Below are 16,556 nucleotides of genomic sequence, written 5' to 3' on the forward strand. Positions count from 1 at the left end.
CGCTCACGGACGCCCAGCCAGATCTCTCAACCGCTCGGCGATGGCCACCGCGGGCGAGTCCGAACGCAACCGCACCCAGTGCCTGCTCCTGACATTCCCCGCGATGAACAGGGTGGTGTGATCCTCGATCTCTCCCACGGTCTGCCCGAGCTTGCCGAGCACCTGTCCCACGTCCTCCTTGCTCCCGGTGAGGAAGGTCCACCCCTCGGTCTCCGCCTGGTGGCGGTGGGCGAACTTCTTCAACTCCTGGGGCGTGTCGAAGGCGGGATCCACGCTGATGGACAGGAAGTGCACCTCCTTGCCGAACCGCTCGCCCAGCTCCCGCTTGACCTGCAGGAGCTTCTGGGTGAGCAGCGGACAGGCGGTCTGGCAACGCGTGAAGAAGAAGGAGATGACGACCACCCGATCCTTCAACACGTCACTGTAGAACCGGACCGTCTTGCCCTCCTGTGTGAGCAGGGGCGCATCGGTGAAGTAGCGCCTGGACTTCTCCTCGGGCTGGGAGGCCGAGCCCGTGCTGGGAGGTGGCTCGACGGCCCTGCTGTTCCGGCGGGCCGCCGCCAGCTCATCCACCTTCGCCAGGATCTCCTCCTGACTGGGAAAGCCATTGAGCCGCACCCACTTGCCCGTGCGCATGTCTCCCACCAGCACCATGGGCGCATGGTTGTTATAATCAGGCGTGTAGGCCCCCAGCCCCCCGAGCACCCGGGCCACGTCCTGCTTGTCCCCGGTGAGCCAGGTCCATCCCTGACGCGCCTTGTACCGCGTGGCGTAGGCCTTCAACCGCGCGGGCGTGTCCCGCGTGGCATCGATGGAGACGGACACCAGCCTCACCTCCTTCTCCAAGCGCTCGCCGAGTGAGTCCTGCACCCTGGCGAGGAGCGAGGAGAGCACGGGGCACACGGTGGTGCAGGAGGTGAAGACGAAGTCCATGACGATGATCTTGTTCGCGAGGACATCACTGTTGAAGTAGACGGGCACGCCCTCCTGATTGAGCAACTCCGCGTCGACGAGGCGGACCTCGGCGGAGGCGGAGGCCGGCTGTGCATGAGCCACCGCCGCCAGCAGCAGCACCCCCAGGAAACCTACCACCGCCAGGCTAGTTCGCTCGTGGACCACGGGCCTCTTCCTCTCTCTTGGTTTGGTTCTGCGTCATGCCCCCCACCCAGAGGGCGCGGTAGGGCAGATCGCCATACTTCAGCTTCAACTCGGGCACCGACACGTAGAGGTAGTACGAGCCCGCGTCCGGCAGAGAAGGCTCCACCTCATACACGCCCTCGCCCACCTCCCGCGCGGCCACCTCGGCCCGCCGCCGCCCCGGAGCGGCGTAGGTGAGGACCTTCACCTCCTCCAACCCGGTGGCGGGCTGGTGGGTCGAGGCGTCGCGCAGCCTGAAGCGCAGCAGCGGCTTCTGGCCCACCGCCAGCCGCGCCGACGCGTCCAGATACTCGATCTCCAGCGCGCCGAGCGCCTTCTTCGAGGCCGGGTTGGCCTTGGCCTCCACATGGAAGCAGTGCAGCACCCGCGGTGCATCCAGGAGGAAGGCCACGTCATAGCGACCCGCCACCGGTAGCCGCAGCCGGGCCGAGTAGACGCCAGGCTCCACCTCGCTCAGGCTCCTGTCCACCACCTGTACCGCCCGGGCGTTGTGCCCGTAGTTGCCAAAGCTCCCCATGGCCGCATTCATGCCCTCCATGTAGAAGTACGTGGTGTTGTCCGAGGGGCTGGCCACGAAGATGGCCGCCTCGGTGGAGGCCTGGGTGATGGAGTCGGCGATGCTCAAGTCCCCCGCGAGTTTGGGGGCGGACTGGCCCGCGGCGAAGCCTTGCACCGTGGGTTGCTTGCCCCTGCCCAAGGAGGAGAGGTTGATCATCTCCACCCGCTCCGAGTCCAGCAGCCGCACATAGGCGAAGGCCCGGGTGAAGCCGAGCTGGTAGGGCTGCCCGCTCACGGGAATGCCATGCACGAGCTGGTTCTCCGCCGCATCCACCACGTACACCGTGTGCTCGGAGGGGTTGACGATCAGGCCCCAACGCCCGTCCTGGGAGAAGCGCATGGGCCCCAGGCCCGGCTTCGCGGACAGCCGTGCCACCTCCTCCAGGCGGGCGCCATCGAAAGCGGTCACCGTCCCCTCCTTCCCATCCGCCACGTAGAGGACGCGGGAGAGCGCTGAGTACGCCAGGGAGATGGGGAGCGTGCCCGCCTTCAGGTCCTTGACCTTCTCCAACCGAGCGATGGAGATGACGGAGACGGTGCCCTCGTCCCTGTTGCTGACGAAGGCGTAGCGGTCGTCGCTGGAAAAGACAATCTCATGGTGCCCACGCCCGGTGGCGATCCTCGCGGCGGGCTTCAGGGTCTGCGTGTCGATCACCGTGACACCGCTCCGAGCCGGTTCACTGGCGTCATTGCCAACCCAGAGATAGTGCCCGTCGGGCTGAAGGGCGACCCGGGTGGGCTCGTCGCCCGCCAACACCCGGGCCTCGACCTGGAACGCATTCGTGTCCACCACCGCCACCGCCCCGGCCCTCGGCATGGAGACGTAGAGCCTCTTCTGATCCAGGCTCTTGACCCAGTCAGCGCCCGGGCGCTCGAGCACCACCGTGGTGTAGAGGCTCGTATTGCCCGTCATTCCCACCACCGGATCAATGACGGAGATGCTCGGATCCTTGTTGAGCACCAGCAGGTAGTAGCTGTTGAGGTCGATGAGCGGGCGGATACCGACCAGGCCCTTGAGATAGACACCGACCCGATCCTTGCACTCCTGCTGCGCGTCCGCTTTGTCCGACAGCAAACGGCCCAGATCCATCCACGCCGAGGGAGACAGGCCCCGCAGCGGAAGACCACTGCTCGCATCCGTCATGCGCAGGCGGACCTCGGCCTCATCCCCTTCCATCAGCGGCCTCGGAGGATCGCTGGTATCGCCGGGGTGGAGCAGGGAGAACTCCACCACCACCCCGTTCTTGACGATCCGCTGCGGGCCTTGGGTGGGCTCGGAGGGGAGGGCCGGCTCCGTCCGGGGCGGGGCGGGGCTGAGCGCGGGGACAATGAATGCCACGGGCGCCGCCATGCACAGGACGGCGAGCGCGGCGACGGACACCTTGGCCCGGGAGCGCCGGGCCTCTTCGTCATTCGGAGTCATGGCCATGTTCCTCACTGAACCCGGAGGAGGCCCCACTGGCCATCCGTATTGCCCAAGCTCTCATAGTCCCGGAACAGGTAGTCCCCGGGGACCGCGTTGATGCCTCCAGCGCTCGGCAGGAGGATCTCATAGTGGGTATAGGGCAGGAGTCCCTCCTGGCCGTTGCGGTAGAAGGCCACGGGATTGAGGCCCAACGCCTGAGAAGCCACGTCGGTGGGGGTGCACAGCCCTGGCAGGCCCAGGTAGGCCGAACCCGGACACACATACGGATCGCGCTGCCATTGATGGCCGTGCAGCCGGAAGGTGGAGCCACGGAAGTTGCCGTGCGGCTGGAGCAGGTGCATGCGGGTCTGCTGGCCCGCGGCCACGGTGAACACGGGCGTGACCGGATCCCCCCCCGCCAACGTGTTGCTGTAGGCCAGGTGGGCATTGGGCACCGCGCCCAGGCCCCCGGGCTCGTTCCCCAGCGGCGCGTTGGGCCGCAGTCCGAAGCGGAACCACAGTGGCTCGGAGCCATGGTTGATGGCCATGTGCCCGGAGTCCTGACTGTCCTCCGCGATGATGCCCTCGGCGTCGAGGTTCTCCACGGCCGTGCCATCCGCGTAGCGGTGGCCGAGCTGCTTCTGCCACACCACCGTGAAGTCGCGGAAGCTCACGCTGTCCGGCAGCCCGTCTCCATTGGCATCCGGGCCCACGCTCGCCGCGCTGTGCCGGTTGGCATCCTCCCGCCACACCGAACCGGTGGGCTCGATGACGAGCGCCGCCACCAGCGACTTCTGGCCCTGCTTGATCTTGTCGGCCGGAACGAGGTTGGTGCCACCGTACTCGATGGGGGTGTTGATCAAATTGACGCGGTTGGACTTCTCGCCCCAGACGAAACCCGCTTCGCGGACATCCCCGGCATACCACCGGTAGAGCACCGTGCCGCCCGGTGGAGCGGTCTGCACGCGATTCCTGCCCACGTTGGTGCCATCCGCCCAGCCGACGTCATACTCCACGAGCTGAGGGTGCAGCCCCACATGGCTCGAGGGGCGGATGAGGTTGTTGTTGAAGGTCGTCACCCCTTGCGCCCCCTTCCGGTCCCGGTTGACCACGCTCGCCAGGGAGATGAGGTTGGCCAGATCGGGCAGCGCCTCCGGCAGCCGGTTGCGCAGGGTGACCTCGATGCACTCCCCGGCCGCGGCGCGCAGCACGAGCGGCTCCACGGGCACGTCTGGTTTGAGAGCGCCGGAGAGCGGCTCCAGATCCTCGGTGTGCACATAGAGGATCGCCGTGGGATCATGCAGCGGCCCGGATCTGCCATTGTCCAGCACGGTGCGCCGTGGGTTGTACACCAGCGTGCCGCCCTTCGGGTCGAGCGGGGCGCCCACGTGCTGGGTCGCCGAGTCATCTTCGGGGACGAGGGTGACGTTCAGGGGATTGCCCAGCGCGGTGTTGGCCAGTACCGCCGTGATGTCATACCGGCGCACTGGCGCGGCAAGTGGGCAGGCTCCACCCCTGATCTCCCTGCCCTGCCCACCGGCCTGCTCCCCCTCTTCCCCTGCCTTCTCCCCCGGGACACCGTACTCCTCCCAATTGCCAATCCATGCCGGCATCTTCATGTTGGGCAAGGCATAGAGGTCGGACCGGGGCTCGTGGTACGAGCGCACGACGCCCCACACGCCTTGCCAGAAACCATCCGTGGTGCCGTTGGTGGCGTAGGCGTAGTCCACCTCGGAACCACCGCCGAGCAGCGGCATGAGCGAGAGCGCGACGGAGAACTGCTCGGAGATGCCATGCACCTGGGCGTTGCGCCAACCGGAGTTGGGGGCGTACCCATAGTTGGAGCCTCCCTGTAGCCACTTCATCCCATGGAGGGTGGTGTTGAATTCCTCCTCATGCCCTCCGATCTGCACCCGCAGCCGGACATTGTCACCGGTGTAGGCTCGCATGATGGGGGTGAAGGGATCGCCCCGGCCAATGTCCCCGGTGAGCGGCGGATAGGGGGTGTTGCCCAGCCGGGTGTTGAACGCGGGGATGGCGCGATCCGTGCGCGTCTGGAGCGCGAAGGCCAGATCTCCCGCCAGGCCATCCGCCTGGGCGCCGGGTTTGCCATCCGGCCCCAGCCGCCGCGGATCGTAGACGCGCAGGGCCGTCGGCTCGTTGCGGTAGTTGACCAGGAACAAGCCCGGATCATCCACGGAGATGGCCTGGGGGCAGGGCCGCGGCACTCCGCCGGGACACACGGCGGCGTTGACCACCAGGTCTGGGAACACGGGGTTGGCCTGCTGCCGGACGGGCGGGGCGATGGCCTGGCGGAAGGTGTTGGGCGTGGCCGTCAGCGCCGGATCCGGCATGCCGTCCGGCCCTGCTCCGACATACACCCCCGCCTCGTAGGCATGCTGGAAGTCGCTGGACATGAGCCAGAACTCGCGGAAGCTGTCATCGGAGCCATCCCCGTTGATATCCCCAGTGAGGATGGCGGCCTGCCAGCTCGTGGGCCCACCATCGTCCCGGGTGTTCAGCGGCACGCCGGTCTCGGCGTGCTTCCAGGTGGAGCCCGCGGGCTCCACCAGCACCGAGCCGTAGAGCCCTATCTGCTGGTGGGTGGAGGGGCCGTAGTGGTCGTGGGTGAAGATGACGCCCAACCCACGCTCGACCCCATCCGAGTTGAAGACCGGATCGATGAACCAACGCTGAATGGTGGTGCGAGCCCCCAGCCAGGTCCCATTGGGGCCGGCGCCGAAGAAGGGGTGTGGCAGGGGCTCGAGCTGGGTGCGGCCGTCCAGCGTGGGCACCGGCGTGTTGCCCGGGGTGGAGTTGTAGGCATTGATGGCCTCGATGCGCTCGCGCACCGCGCCCGGAGCCAGCGTCCCATCCTCGTAGTTCCACCCATTGGCCGCGCCGTCCGCGCTGGTCAGGTCCCACTTGGGCAGATGGATGTGCTGGCCGATGATGTCGGTGGGCGTGCGGACCTCGAAGTCATCCAGCTCGTAGACGCTGGGGATGAGGTTGGTGTGCAGGTACTTGGCGCAGTCGAAGGTATTGAAGCGGATGGCGAAGGGCTCGGGAGGCCGCTGCTTGTCGAGGGTGGGCTGCACGTCCTCCCACAGGGTGATGATGCGCTCCTGGGGGTAGTGGTAGCCAGCCTTGTTGAAGACCGCGTCGAGCTGGATGTTGGCGGCCTTGTAGACGCGAGGGTTGAGCGCGCCGAACCGGACGGTGCCCGTGAAGCTCGTGCCCCCCTTGCCGTCGAAGAAGCGGGGCTGCGTGCCGGTCAGGATCCGGTTGCCCTCATCATCCACGCAGGGCTCATGGTAGGGAGCGCTGGGCACGGGAGGGCCTCCGTTGGTGACGAAGGAGCCGGCCACGGTGCTGCCGTCCCGCAGCAGCGCGGTGCTCGGGTGGTTGCGCTGGGCATGGAAGGCCATGGCCGTCTGCTCCACGTCCGTGCCCTCCTCGGGGAAGTACACCGGCCGGGCACGGACCAGCTCCTTGCTGAAATCCAGGCGGCTCAAGGTGGACACGGCCTCGCCCCCAGCGGCCACTCCCTCCAGGACATGCCGTGGCAAGCCCCCATTGAATCCACCCGCGTTGGGCACCAGGTCCGCGCGGCCGGCGAACAGCGGGTTGGAGCCCTCCTGAAGCGCGGCGGCCTCCGCCTCCGTGAGCATGTCCAGGGGCGGGGTCGTGGTGCGCTGGCCCACCGTCCTCTCGATGCTCGCCACCCAGAAGGGAAAGCCCGGGTTGACGTCGCGCTCGACGACGCGGGCGTTGCTGCCCACCGGCACGGAGGCTCCCGGCGTCAGGCCGTGGAAGGTGGAGGCCGTGGTGGTGCGAGGATTGGCCGCCACCTCGACACGCCCGGGCATGGGCGCCATGGGCCTGCCCGGCAGGGGAACCACCGCCGGAATGGGGGTGCCCGCGGCGATCTCTCCGTCCGGCAGGGCCCGCCCGCCCGCGGCGGGTGTCCCATCCTGCAACCCGAAGGGCTTGTGATGGAATTGCTCTCCACTCGCCGCCAGCTTCGTCCCCCCCTCGAAGACGTCATGCACACGCCACAGCTCCCACATGCCCTGGGCGAAGTGGGGATAGAAGTGGCAGTGGAAGATGGCGTCCCCCGCCGTCTTGTTGCGATTGCCCGAGCCGCCGAAGTTGATCTCATAGGTGTAGTCCGTGCCCGGGCCAATGCCTTGCGAGTCGATGTAGTTGGCGTTGTCGTCGTTGGGGTTGAAGAGCCACTGGTGGTTGTGCAGGTGGAAGACGTGCTGCTCCTGGCCGATGTGGAGGTTGCGGAACTTGACGAAATCGCCGGTGTAGCTGTGGTGGACGTTGCTGGGGTCATCCGGGAAGAAGGCCCGGGTGGCCTTGGGCCCCGTCGTGCCTGGCGGCGGCGCCTGCCCCGGAGCGAGCGTCTCCAGGCCCATGTTGGCGGGCACGTCCACCAGCATGGCGGGGTCTCCCACCGTGTAGGAGCTGAGGAAGAACTCCTCGAAGGCACAGTCCAGACAGTCATGCATGGGTCCCACGCTCAGGCGGTTGGCGATGATCTCCGAACCGATGCCGCCCGAGCCGTAGTTGATCATGAAGGCGTCTCGCACCCCGGCCAGGGTGTGACGGAAGACGGGATCCTCGAAGAAGCCGGGGAAGGCGTCGGCGGCGGCCACCTCGTCATGGAAGATGACGGTGAACTCACGGAAGGACTGGAGCCGGTTGGGCAGGCTGGGATTGCGCCGGTCCACGCTCTCCAGTGGATAGGTGTTGGGAGGAAAACCGCCATCCGGCAGAGGGCCCACGATCATGGCGCTGACGTCCGAGTGGACCAGCTCCCCGGAGGGGGTGAGCATGTCGAGGATGGGCAGCCCCGCCTTGCCCTCGCCGAGCCACGGCTCGGTGGAGGGGTAGACGGCCTCGTAGTTGAGCGCGGGCTGGCCGGTGGGGGTGGTGCCCGTGGTGGCCAGGCGCAGCTCCTCCTCGGTGACCTGGCTGCGGTAGAAGCTCGCCCCCGGCGGCTCCACGTTGATGGCGGCGAACATGCCATTGGCGCCGTTGCCATGGGTGCCCTCTCCACCGAAGGTGGCTCCGTAGCTCGTCACCAGGAACGTGTCCTCGCGCTGCGCGAAGAGGGTGTAGGTGGCGCTCCCGCCCGGGGCGACCAGACTGCTGTCATTGCGCCCGACGAAAGAGCTGTCATCCGCGATGGAACTCACGAGCTGCAGGCCCGGAACGGTGAAGCTCGCGAAGCGATCCGCCACCTGGTCGTCGATGGGCAGCAGGAACTTGAGCCGGTTGATGATGCTGGGGACCGACCTGGGGTTGGCCAGGGGCGTGAGCAGGTTCTGGAAATGCACCCGCAGGCAGTCACCCGCCGAGACCCGGAGCACGAGGGGACGTGGCCGCTTGTCCGGGCGCAGGGTGACCCGGCCCGGCACCGCCTCGCCACCCCGTGAAAGTGGCAATCCGGTGTCCTGGTTGATCAAGTCGCGCGTCAGCGCATAGATGATTCCATTGACGTTCTGCGCGCCCAGACGGTTGTACATCAGTGGCTGGTCCAGCACCGCCACACTGGCGGTGAGGGTCCTCGCGCAGACAGGAGGCGGGACGAGCGGCGTACCCTCGCGTTCGGTCGGCCCGGACTTCGGGAGGTTTTCCTCCGCCACGGCGGACCACCCCCCCAACAAAAGCAAGCCCACGATCGCCACCATGCGCTTCACGGCACACCCCCCGTCACATTCGGCCATTCATGAGCCCTGCCAGGGAGGCGGGCGCAGAACAGCCTGAATGGTTTGTAACGGTTAGCCGGGACCGTCAGTATAGCCCCGGGGTGCTGCGGGAAGTGTGCCAGTCAACGCGCGGTGGCTCGACTTCCTCGGACGGAAACACCCTCGTCCGGGCGGATGAAGCGCTCGGCGGACTACCTCACCGACTTCTCCTCATGGCAGGGACGCGATCAACGCATGAGCTTCCAGGCATCTATTTTTGTAGCTGCCAACAAATCGCCAAGCCGAGCCTTCGTACCCCGAGCGAGGCGACGAAAAAATCGCCCCGGGGACGGATGGACTCATCTCCTTCCTGAAACGAGCGGACCTCCCCCCGCCCGCGAGCTGTTGCAATCCGGATGGAGCCCGGTACCGCGGGATGAACCGCGAGAGGTTGGGCAGGATGAATAGGTTTTTCTCGCACAATCGCGCCCATCCTGGGCGTGTGGAGTGCGAACGAGGGGATCCATCATGCGAAATCTCATCAAGACGCTCCGCGCCAGTCGTGCCGCCCTGGCCATGATCCGGGATGCCAATGAGCCCGATCGGGTCTTCGATTTGATCGAAGCGCTGTACGCCTCGTCGGATGCGGCGCAGAAGGCCGTGGCGCGGATGTCCCGGGATCCGCAGCTCGCGCGCGTGCTGCGGGAGCGTCCCCGGCTGGGACGCATCGATATGGAGGCACTGGGCCGGCTTCCCAAGGGCACGCTGGGGCGCACCTTCGTGGACCATCTGCGTGAGAGCAACCTGGACCCGAACCTGCTGCGCGTACTGGAGGCCCCGGATGCGGCCAGCTACGTGAAGGCCCACCTGTTCGAGACACACGACCTGTGGCACGTGGTGACGGGTTTCCCCACGACCTCCGAGGGAGAAATGGGGCTTCAGGCCTTCTACTTCGCCCAGAACGGCTCCCGCGTTTCCATGGGTGTCTTCGTGGCCGGCCTGTGCTTCACCTTCCTGAACAACTTCGAGTTGTGCGAGGTGGCGATGCCGCAGGTGGTCAGGGGGTGGCTGTTGGGGCGGCGGGCCAGGCGGCTGTTCGGCACGGACTGGAAGACGCTGCTGGACAGACCGCTGGAGGAGGTGCGCGCCACCTTCGGCCTGGAACTCGACAAGGTGGACACGATTCTCCGCGAGTTCGAGCGTACCAGGCTCTCCGCGATGACCGTCCAAGCCTGAGACCATGGTCTCGGCTCCCTCCACCTCCCCCCTAACCCATCAGCTCGCAACGACCCGGGACATGGGGGAGCAATCCCTCGTGCCCGCGCGTGCGAGTTCCCGCTTCAGGGCGCGCCTTCCTGGGCTTGCACCTGGTCGCCCTTGCCGTGATGCCAGCACCCGCATGAGGGGCCCTTCCCCGCGATGCCACTGGCGCCATGCGAGCAATGCGGGCACTGACAACCCCTGCCCGCCGCGGCCTGCGCGGAGCCGTCCTCGGCCTTCACGTTGAGCGAGCAGCGGCATCCCCTGAACTCGCCCTCGGCCACCTCCGAGGGGGTGCTGGCGGCGGCGGCGGTGCCCTCTCGAGCCGCCGTCTGGCCGGTGGCGCAGCCAGTGAGGATTGAGACGGCGGAGGTGGAGAGGACCAACAACAGCGTACGGACGCTCATGTCGTGACTCCTTCGGTTGAGAACCGGGGATGACAAAGAGGATGCCAGAAGCGCCAGCCGGATGCGCATCACCCTCCCCCCGAATCCCGTGGCGATGCGTCGGCCAGTGAACTCCGCAACCGCCAACCGTGGGTCCGCCCCGCGTTCAATCTCAGTCACCTATGAATTCCAACCAAACACGGCTGCCTGTCCCGCCCCAGGGGGCTCCCTGCCCTGAAGTCGCGCCAGATTCGTGAATGAATCCAGCCTCCTGGGCCGGGCTAGCGCACTCACCGGCCATGTCTACATTGAGGCCCGTAAACGCCTCCGCCGCCTCCGCTGAAGTCTCGGGATGAGAGTGTAAGGCCTTGGCAGGCCTTCGCGGAAGCACGGACAACTCCAAACTGACGCCCACCCCATTGGCTTCCAGAAGGAAGGTGTAGAGACATGCGCGCGAGCTTTGAAGAGAGATTGAGGAGCCTGCGGAATCCCCCGGTCATCGCGAACTACTTCTCCGGGGAGGGGCAGGCGGACGTCATGCCTCCCTCGCAGCTGGCCAGCTATCAGTTCGAGGCCCTCAAGGCCGTCGTCAAGCAAGCGTATGACCATTCTCCCTTCTACAGGGAGAAGATGATCCGCGCCGGGGTCTCTCCCGATGACCTCCAGCAGCTCTCGGATGTCACCCGGCTCCCCTTCCTGACGAAGGACGAGCTCCGCGGAAAGCCCTGGCTGCTGCTGACGTGCGACAAGAAGGACGTCGTGCTCGTCCAGGTGTCCACGGGGACGACGGGCGGAGAGGAGATCTACATGACGTACACGTGGAATGACTTCCTGCTCCACGACCTCTCCCCCCGGTACACGAAGCTGTTCCCCGTCGGACCCGGCGACGTGTGTCTCAATGCCCTCCCGTACGAGATGAGCACCGCGGGGCTCGCCTTCCACAAGACCTTCATGGATGGCTACCAGGCCACGGTCATCCCCGCCGGAAAGGGCGGCGCCTACTCCACGCCCGCCAAGACCATCAAGATGATCCGGGATCTGCGTCCCTCCATCGTCGTCACCAGCCCCTCCTGGTCCATCACCCTGGCGGAGGAAGCGGCCAAGGCCTCCTTCGATCTGAAGAGCCTGGGGCTCAAGAAGATGTGGTTGACCGGCGAAGGCTGCTCGCCCGCCTTCCGCCAGCGCGTGGAGAAGATCTGGGGGACCACGGCCAACTACTTCTATGGCTCGCTCGAGTGCGGACAGCTCGGCATCGAGTGTGACGCGCATGACGGCTACCACCTGGCCCAGGCCCACGTCCTCATGGAGATCGTGGACCCGAAGACCGGACGGGTGCTGCCCCCGGGAGAGGTGGGCGAGATCGTCGTGACGGCGCTCCTGCGCTACGACAGCCCGGTCCTGCGCTTCCGCACGGGAGACCTGGGCAGCCTGCGGACCGACACGTGCGCCTGCGGCTCCACGCTCACCCGCTTCTACATGAAGGGCCGCGCGTTCGATCAACTCCACTTCCGTGGCCAGCCGTTCTCGCCCTTCTTCGTGGAGGAGCACCTGATGCGCATGCCCGAGGTCGGCAACTGGTTCCAGTTCGTCATGCCGAAGTCGGACAGCGCGAGCATCAAGATCCGCTGCGAGCTGGTTCAAGGAGTCAAACCCTCCCAGGAGCTGGCCACCACGCTCGCCAACCGGATGAAGCTCTCGACGGGCCTGTCCTTCGACATCGAGCTCGTCGAGCGCCTGCCCCGCCCGACGGCCAAGGCGGTCCGCGTCGTCCGCGAGTGATCCACCCCACCACCAGAGGAATCCTTCCATGATCGTCGATGCCCATGCACACGTCTCCCCCACCACCTATGGCGCCACCGAGCAGTACCTGGAAGTGCTGAGCCAGAGTGGTATCGACCAGGCCGTCATCTGTCCGGGCGGCATGCTGGACGTGAGGAAGATGAGCGAATTCGTGTCTGGCCAGAAGAAGCCGGACGCGGTTCCGAAGAACGAATACGTGGGGAACTGCGTCCAATCCAGCCCCAAGCTGATTGGAATGGCTTGCGTGAATCCGTGTGATCTCCAGGCCGCCGAGAAGCTGGAGCAATACCTGGAGCAGGGCTTCCGGGGCCTGATGGTGTCTCCCCTCGTCCACAAGTTCTCCTTCACGGACGACTCGATGGCCGAGCTGGCCAGGCTGTGCGGCGAGTATGGCGTTCCCGTCGTCTCCCACAATGGCTGGCGGCCGGGGGCGAACACCAGCGACTACGCCCTGCTGGCCAGGTCGTGCCCCCGCACGAACTTCATCCTGGAGCACATGGGACAGTTGCCCACCGACGGGGAGGCGACCCATATGGCCGCCGAGCTGGACAACTTCTTCCTCGAGACGTCGCTCAGCAGCTACCTGCACGTCGTGGAGACGGTGAAGAAGACGGGGGCGAGCAAGGTGATCTTCGGCTCCGAGTTCCCCCTCTCCCACCCCTCCCTGGAGCTGAGGAAGGTCCTCCTGCTTCCCATCACCGACCGGGAACGCGAGCAGATCCTGGGCAGGAACATCCGCGAGCTGCTCCACCTGGATTGACCACTCCGAGGGAACCCGACCCATGGCCACGTCAGAACGCATGGACATCATCAATCAGGTGCTGCGGCACGCCCGGGGCGCCCCCTTCTACCAGGAGCGCCTGCCGGGCACGCCCCTCCGCTCCTGGGAGGAGTTCCAGCGGCTCCCATTCACGACCAAGGAGGATCTGCGCCGGCAGTCGCCGCACGGCCTCATCTGTGTCCCGCCCGAAAAGCTGCTGCAATACCACGAGTCCTCCGCGACGACGGGCACGCCCGTCTCCGCCTGGTTCAGCGGCGAGGACCTCGCGGAGATCCATTCTCGCTTCTCCGAGTGGGGCGTCGGGTTCAAGCCCGGGGACCGGGTGCTCATCCGCTTTCCCTATGCCCTCTCCACCATCGGGCACTTCGTCCAGGGGGCCGTCCAGCACAAGGGCGCCTGTGCGATCCCCGCCGACAGCCGGACCTCCATCACCCCGCTGCCCCGCGTGGTCGAGCTGATGAGGAAGTTGCAAGTCACCGTGCTCGCCACCATCTCCCTGTCGGCGGTGATGATCGCCGAGGCCGCGGAGATGGCGGGGTTCGTGCTCCGCCGGGACTTTCCCCATCTGCGCGCCCTCTGCTGCGCCGGGGAGCCCCTGACGCAGGCCCGGCGCAAGCTGCTGGAAGAGCTCTGGGGGGTGCCCGTGTATGACAATTATGGGATGACCGAGACGGGTCCCCAGGCCATGGATTGCCACGAGCGGCAGCTCCATCCCTGGCAGGAGCACTTCTTGATGGAGGTGCTGGACGAGCGGCTCGAGAAGGAAGTGGCCCCGGGCGAGACGGGCTACTCGGTCATCACCTCGCTCACCCGGAGGGCCTCGCCCATGATCCGCTACCTCACGGGCGACCGCGTCCAGCGCGTGGAGCGGCCCTGCGCGTGTGGCCAGAACTCGACCCTGATCGTCCGCGGCCGGGTGGAGGACCTGCTCTGGAGCCAGGGCAGGCCGGTCGATCTCTGGGAGCTGGAGGAGATCGTCTCCCAACTGCCCAGCCGGCGCTTCTGGCGGGTGTCCTCCTCGCCGGACGGGCAGATGCACTTCACGGTGGAGAAGGAACGGGAGGAAGACTCGCTGCGGCCCGCCCTCCTCTCCCAGTTGGAGGAACACCACGGCCTGCGCCTGAAGGTCGACCTGGTTCCCAAGGGGACCCTCTACGACCGCCAGGAGCCGATCTCGTTCGGGATGGCGGGCAAGCCCATCTACGTGAGCACGCCGTAACGCCGCCCCCCGAGGGGGCGGTCATTCAAAGACAAACCATTCCGTCCGCGTCACTCATCCCCGGCGCTTCTCTCGCCGCGGACGGCAGGCATCACGGACATGCCGGGTGGAGAACACACAATCATGGACGTTATCTCGACCAACACCGTCAACAACGACTCCGTCAACATGCAGAAGCGTGAGCGCATCCGCCTCGAGCGTGTCGAGGGCGACCGCAACCGGGTGGAGGAAGCCGGCTCGCTCATCGTCTGGTTCGACACGGCCGGGCTGGCCACTCCCGCGGACTGCGAGGGCATGCTCGGGCGGGTCGTCAACCAGGCCTACACCGGCGTCGTCCTCTACCCGGAGAACGTGGCCGCGCTCGCTCCAGCCCTCCCGGCGCGGGTGATCAAGGTGCTCCATACCCCGCGCCTCGAGGACCTCGAGCGGCTCAAGACCCTGCCCCAGGGCGGCCAGAGCTTCGTGGTGGCGAGCCCCGAAGTCCAGGTGCTGCAGAAGGCCGCGGAGCTGGGGTTCAACACCTGCTACCGCGCCTACGTGGATGACGGGGCCAGCCTCCACGCGTCCATCCAGGAAGGCGTCCACCATGCCTACCTGATGGTCCGCTTCCGGGATCCCACCAACATCCCGCTGGAGCTGGTGATCGCCTCGCTGCAGGCCACGCGCACCGTGCTCATCAAGGAGATCAACACCCCGACGGACGTGGATGACGCCATCGTCACCCTGGGCGTCATGGAGGTGGGCGCGGACGGCGTCATGTTCTCGCCGCGCAGCCACGGGGCGCTGAGCGAGTTCGTCTCGCGGCTCGGCCGGATGGATCGCGCGGCGACGAAGGTGGAGGTGGCCAGCGTGGTGCGCAGCGTGCCCATCGGCATGGGCTACCGCAGCTGCATCGACACCACGACGCTCTTCTCCCCGACGGAGGGCATGCTGGTGGGCTCCACCTCGCAGGGCGGAATCCTGTGCTGCCCCGAGGTCTTCTTCCTGCCGTACATGGAGCTGCGCCCCTTCCGGGTGAACGCCGGTGCCGTGCACAGCTACGTCTACAACTACAACAACCGCACGGACTACATGAGTGAGCTGCGCGCGGGCGCGTCCATCATGCTGGTGGACCACACCGGCAAGACGCGCCGCTCCAGCGTCGGCCGGATGAAGACGGAGGTGCGGCCCCTGCGCCTCATCGAGGTCGAGTTCGCCAGCGGCGAGCGCATCAACGCCATCATGCAGGACGACTGGCACGTGCGGATCTTCTCCGACGATGCCAAGCCGTTGAACATCACCGCCCTCAAGCCCGGCGACAAGGTGCTCGGCCACCTGGCCACGCCCGGCCGGCACGTGGGCATCAAGGTCGACGAGCACATCATCGAGACCTGAGCCGCATCCCCATCGAAGTACTTCATTTCAAGCAGGAGGAAACAGTCATCATGAATGGAACCGCCAAACGCATCCGCTGGTCGCATTTCGTGGACCGCCGGAGCGGACGGGGAATCATCGTCCCCATGGATCATGGGCTGACGATTGGACCGGTGGAGGGCCTGGCCAGCGTGGAGCAGCTGTCGCGCTGGATAGGTCATCCGGGCATCACGGGGATCATCGCCCACAAGGGAATGGTGGAGCGGCTCGGGAGCCACGGGCTGTTGAATGGCATCGGCGTCATGATCCACCTCAATGGAATGATGTCGCTCGCCCCGACACCGGACCGCAAGGAGCGGCTGACCTCGGTGGAGGCGGCACTCCGCTGCGGGGCGGACGCGGTCTCCCTCCAGCTCAACTTCGATGGGAAGAACGATGCCCACAACCTGGCCCAGCTCGGGGCGGTGGTGGACGAGGCCCAGCAGTACTGCCTGCCCGTGCTCACCATGCTCTACGACAAGGTCTCCTGCGACGCGCAGGAGCAGCGCGTGAACAGGCTCAAGCACCTGATGCGCGCGTGCGTGGAGCTGGGCACGGACGCACTCAAGCTGGCCGCACCGGATGACCTGGCGCTGATGCCCACGCTGCTCGAGGGCATCAAGGAGCACACCGCCGTGTTCTTCGCGGGGGGAGCGATGCGCTCGGAAGCGGAGATCCTCATGATGGCCGAGGAGGTGGTGCGCCTCGGCGCCACCGGGCTGTGCGTGGGACGCAACATCTTCCAGCGGGAGTCCGCCCGCGCCACGCTCAGCCGTCTGCAGGAGGTGATCCTGGGGAGCAATACCGTGGTGCCGGAGCCCACCCTCTCCTGGTCCCTGCCCGACCACGCGCCCCCGGTGCGCTGGTCCCCCGTGGTGGAAGAGGTCGTGAAATGAAG

Annotated in this window: 10 protein-coding genes; 6 read left to right on the forward strand and 4 right to left on the reverse strand. The window is 66.7% G+C overall.

Annotated features, from left to right (window positions below; all coding sequences use genetic code 11):
• Nucleotides 1-3: 3 nt before the first annotated feature.
• The 3 genes from F0U63_RS35360 to F0U63_RS35370 are packed head-to-tail and all read right to left on the reverse strand — an operon-like array spanning nucleotide 4 to nucleotide 8,823.
• Entirely contained in the window at nucleotides 4-1,119 is a 1,116-nt protein-coding gene (locus tag F0U63_RS35360; protein WP_395836973.1) for an SCO family protein, read from the reverse strand.
• The gene (locus F0U63_RS35365; protein WP_395836975.1) at nucleotides 1,100-3,139 is read right to left on the reverse strand and encodes a YncE family protein; all 2,040 of its coding nucleotides are present in this window, start codon (nucleotides 3,137-3,139) and stop codon (nucleotides 1,100-1,102) included. The genes F0U63_RS35360 and F0U63_RS35365 overlap by 20 nt, the downstream gene beginning before the upstream one ends.
• Nucleotides 3,140-3,150: 11 nt before the next feature.
• A complete protein-coding gene (locus tag F0U63_RS35370; protein ID WP_395848477.1) occupies nucleotides 3,151-8,823 on the reverse strand; it encodes a hypothetical protein in 5,673 nt (1,890 codons plus the stop codon).
• 525 nt (nucleotides 8,824-9,348) lie between these two features.
• On the opposite strand from F0U63_RS35370, the gene F0U63_RS35375 reads away from it, so the two are divergent.
• The gene (locus F0U63_RS35375) at nucleotides 9,349-10,056 is read left to right on the forward strand and encodes a Coq4 family protein (protein WP_395836977.1); all 708 of its coding nucleotides are present in this window, start codon (nucleotides 9,349-9,351) and stop codon (nucleotides 10,054-10,056) included.
• Between the two features lie 104 nt (nucleotides 10,057-10,160).
• On the opposite strand, the gene F0U63_RS35380 is transcribed toward F0U63_RS35375, so the two are convergent.
• Nucleotides 10,161-10,487 (reverse strand): hypothetical protein, encoded by a 327-nt coding sequence (locus F0U63_RS35380; protein ID WP_395836979.1) that lies wholly within the window; start codon nucleotides 10,485-10,487, stop codon nucleotides 10,161-10,163.
• A gap of 426 nt (nucleotides 10,488-10,913) precedes the next feature.
• Between F0U63_RS35380 and F0U63_RS35385 the strand changes: the two genes are divergently transcribed.
• The 5 genes from F0U63_RS35385 (at nucleotide 10,914) to F0U63_RS35405 (ending at nucleotide 16,554) form a co-directional block, all read left to right on the forward strand.
• Nucleotides 10,914-12,245: a phenylacetate--CoA ligase family protein gene (locus F0U63_RS35385; RefSeq protein ID WP_395836981.1), complete on the forward strand. Its 1,332-nt coding sequence runs from the start codon at nucleotides 10,914-10,916 to the stop codon at nucleotides 12,243-12,245.
• A gap of 28 nt (nucleotides 12,246-12,273) precedes the next feature.
• The gene (locus F0U63_RS35390; RefSeq protein WP_395836983.1) at nucleotides 12,274-13,026 is read left to right on the forward strand and encodes an amidohydrolase family protein; all 753 of its coding nucleotides are present in this window, start codon (nucleotides 12,274-12,276) and stop codon (nucleotides 13,024-13,026) included.
• Nucleotides 13,027-13,048: 22 nt separating this feature from the next.
• Entirely contained in the window at nucleotides 13,049-14,266 is a 1,218-nt protein-coding gene (locus tag F0U63_RS35395; protein ID WP_395836985.1) for a phenylacetate--CoA ligase family protein, read from the forward strand.
• 123 nt (nucleotides 14,267-14,389) lie between these two features.
• Nucleotides 14,390-15,640 (forward strand): 3-dehydroquinate synthase II, encoded by a 1,251-nt coding sequence (locus F0U63_RS35400; RefSeq protein ID WP_395836987.1) that lies wholly within the window; start codon nucleotides 14,390-14,392, stop codon nucleotides 15,638-15,640.
• Nucleotides 15,641-15,690: 50 nt separating this feature from the next.
• Nucleotides 15,691-16,554, forward strand: a complete 864-nt coding sequence (locus F0U63_RS35405; protein WP_395836989.1) for a class I fructose-bisphosphate aldolase — start codon at nucleotides 15,691-15,693, stop codon at nucleotides 16,552-16,554.
• Nucleotides 16,555-16,556 lie beyond the last annotated feature (2 nt).

It is taken from the genome of Cystobacter fuscus (assembly GCF_044360685.1).
GTDB classification, from domain to species: Bacteria; Myxococcota; Myxococcia; order Myxococcales; family Myxococcaceae; genus Cystobacter; species Cystobacter fuscus_C.

Coding starts and splice junctions, on each gene's coding strand:
- F0U63_RS35390 (WP_395836983.1), top strand. CDS start 12,274: ATGATCGTCGATGCCCATGCACACGTCTCCCCCACCACCTATGGCGCC.
- F0U63_RS35405 (WP_395836989.1), top strand. CDS start 15,691: ATGAATGGAACCGCCAAACGCATCCGCTGGTCGCATTTCGTGGACCGC.
- F0U63_RS35395 (WP_395836985.1), top strand. CDS start 13,049: ATGGCCACGTCAGAACGCATGGACATCATCAATCAGGTGCTGCGGCAC.
- F0U63_RS35365 (WP_395836975.1), bottom strand. CDS start 3,139: ATGACTCCGAATGACGAAGAGGCCCGGCGCTCCCGGGCCAAGGTGTCC.
- F0U63_RS35400 (WP_395836987.1), top strand. CDS start 14,390: ATGGACGTTATCTCGACCAACACCGTCAACAACGACTCCGTCAACATG.
- F0U63_RS35380 (WP_395836979.1), bottom strand. CDS start 10,487: ATGAGCGTCCGTACGCTGTTGTTGGTCCTCTCCACCTCCGCCGTCTCA.
- F0U63_RS35375 (WP_395836977.1), top strand. CDS start 9,349: ATGCGAAATCTCATCAAGACGCTCCGCGCCAGTCGTGCCGCCCTGGCC.
- F0U63_RS35385 (WP_395836981.1), top strand. CDS start 10,914: ATGCGCGCGAGCTTTGAAGAGAGATTGAGGAGCCTGCGGAATCCCCCG.
- F0U63_RS35370 (WP_395848477.1), bottom strand. CDS start 8,823: ATGGTGGCGATCGTGGGCTTGCTTTTGTTGGGGGGGTGGTCCGCCGTG.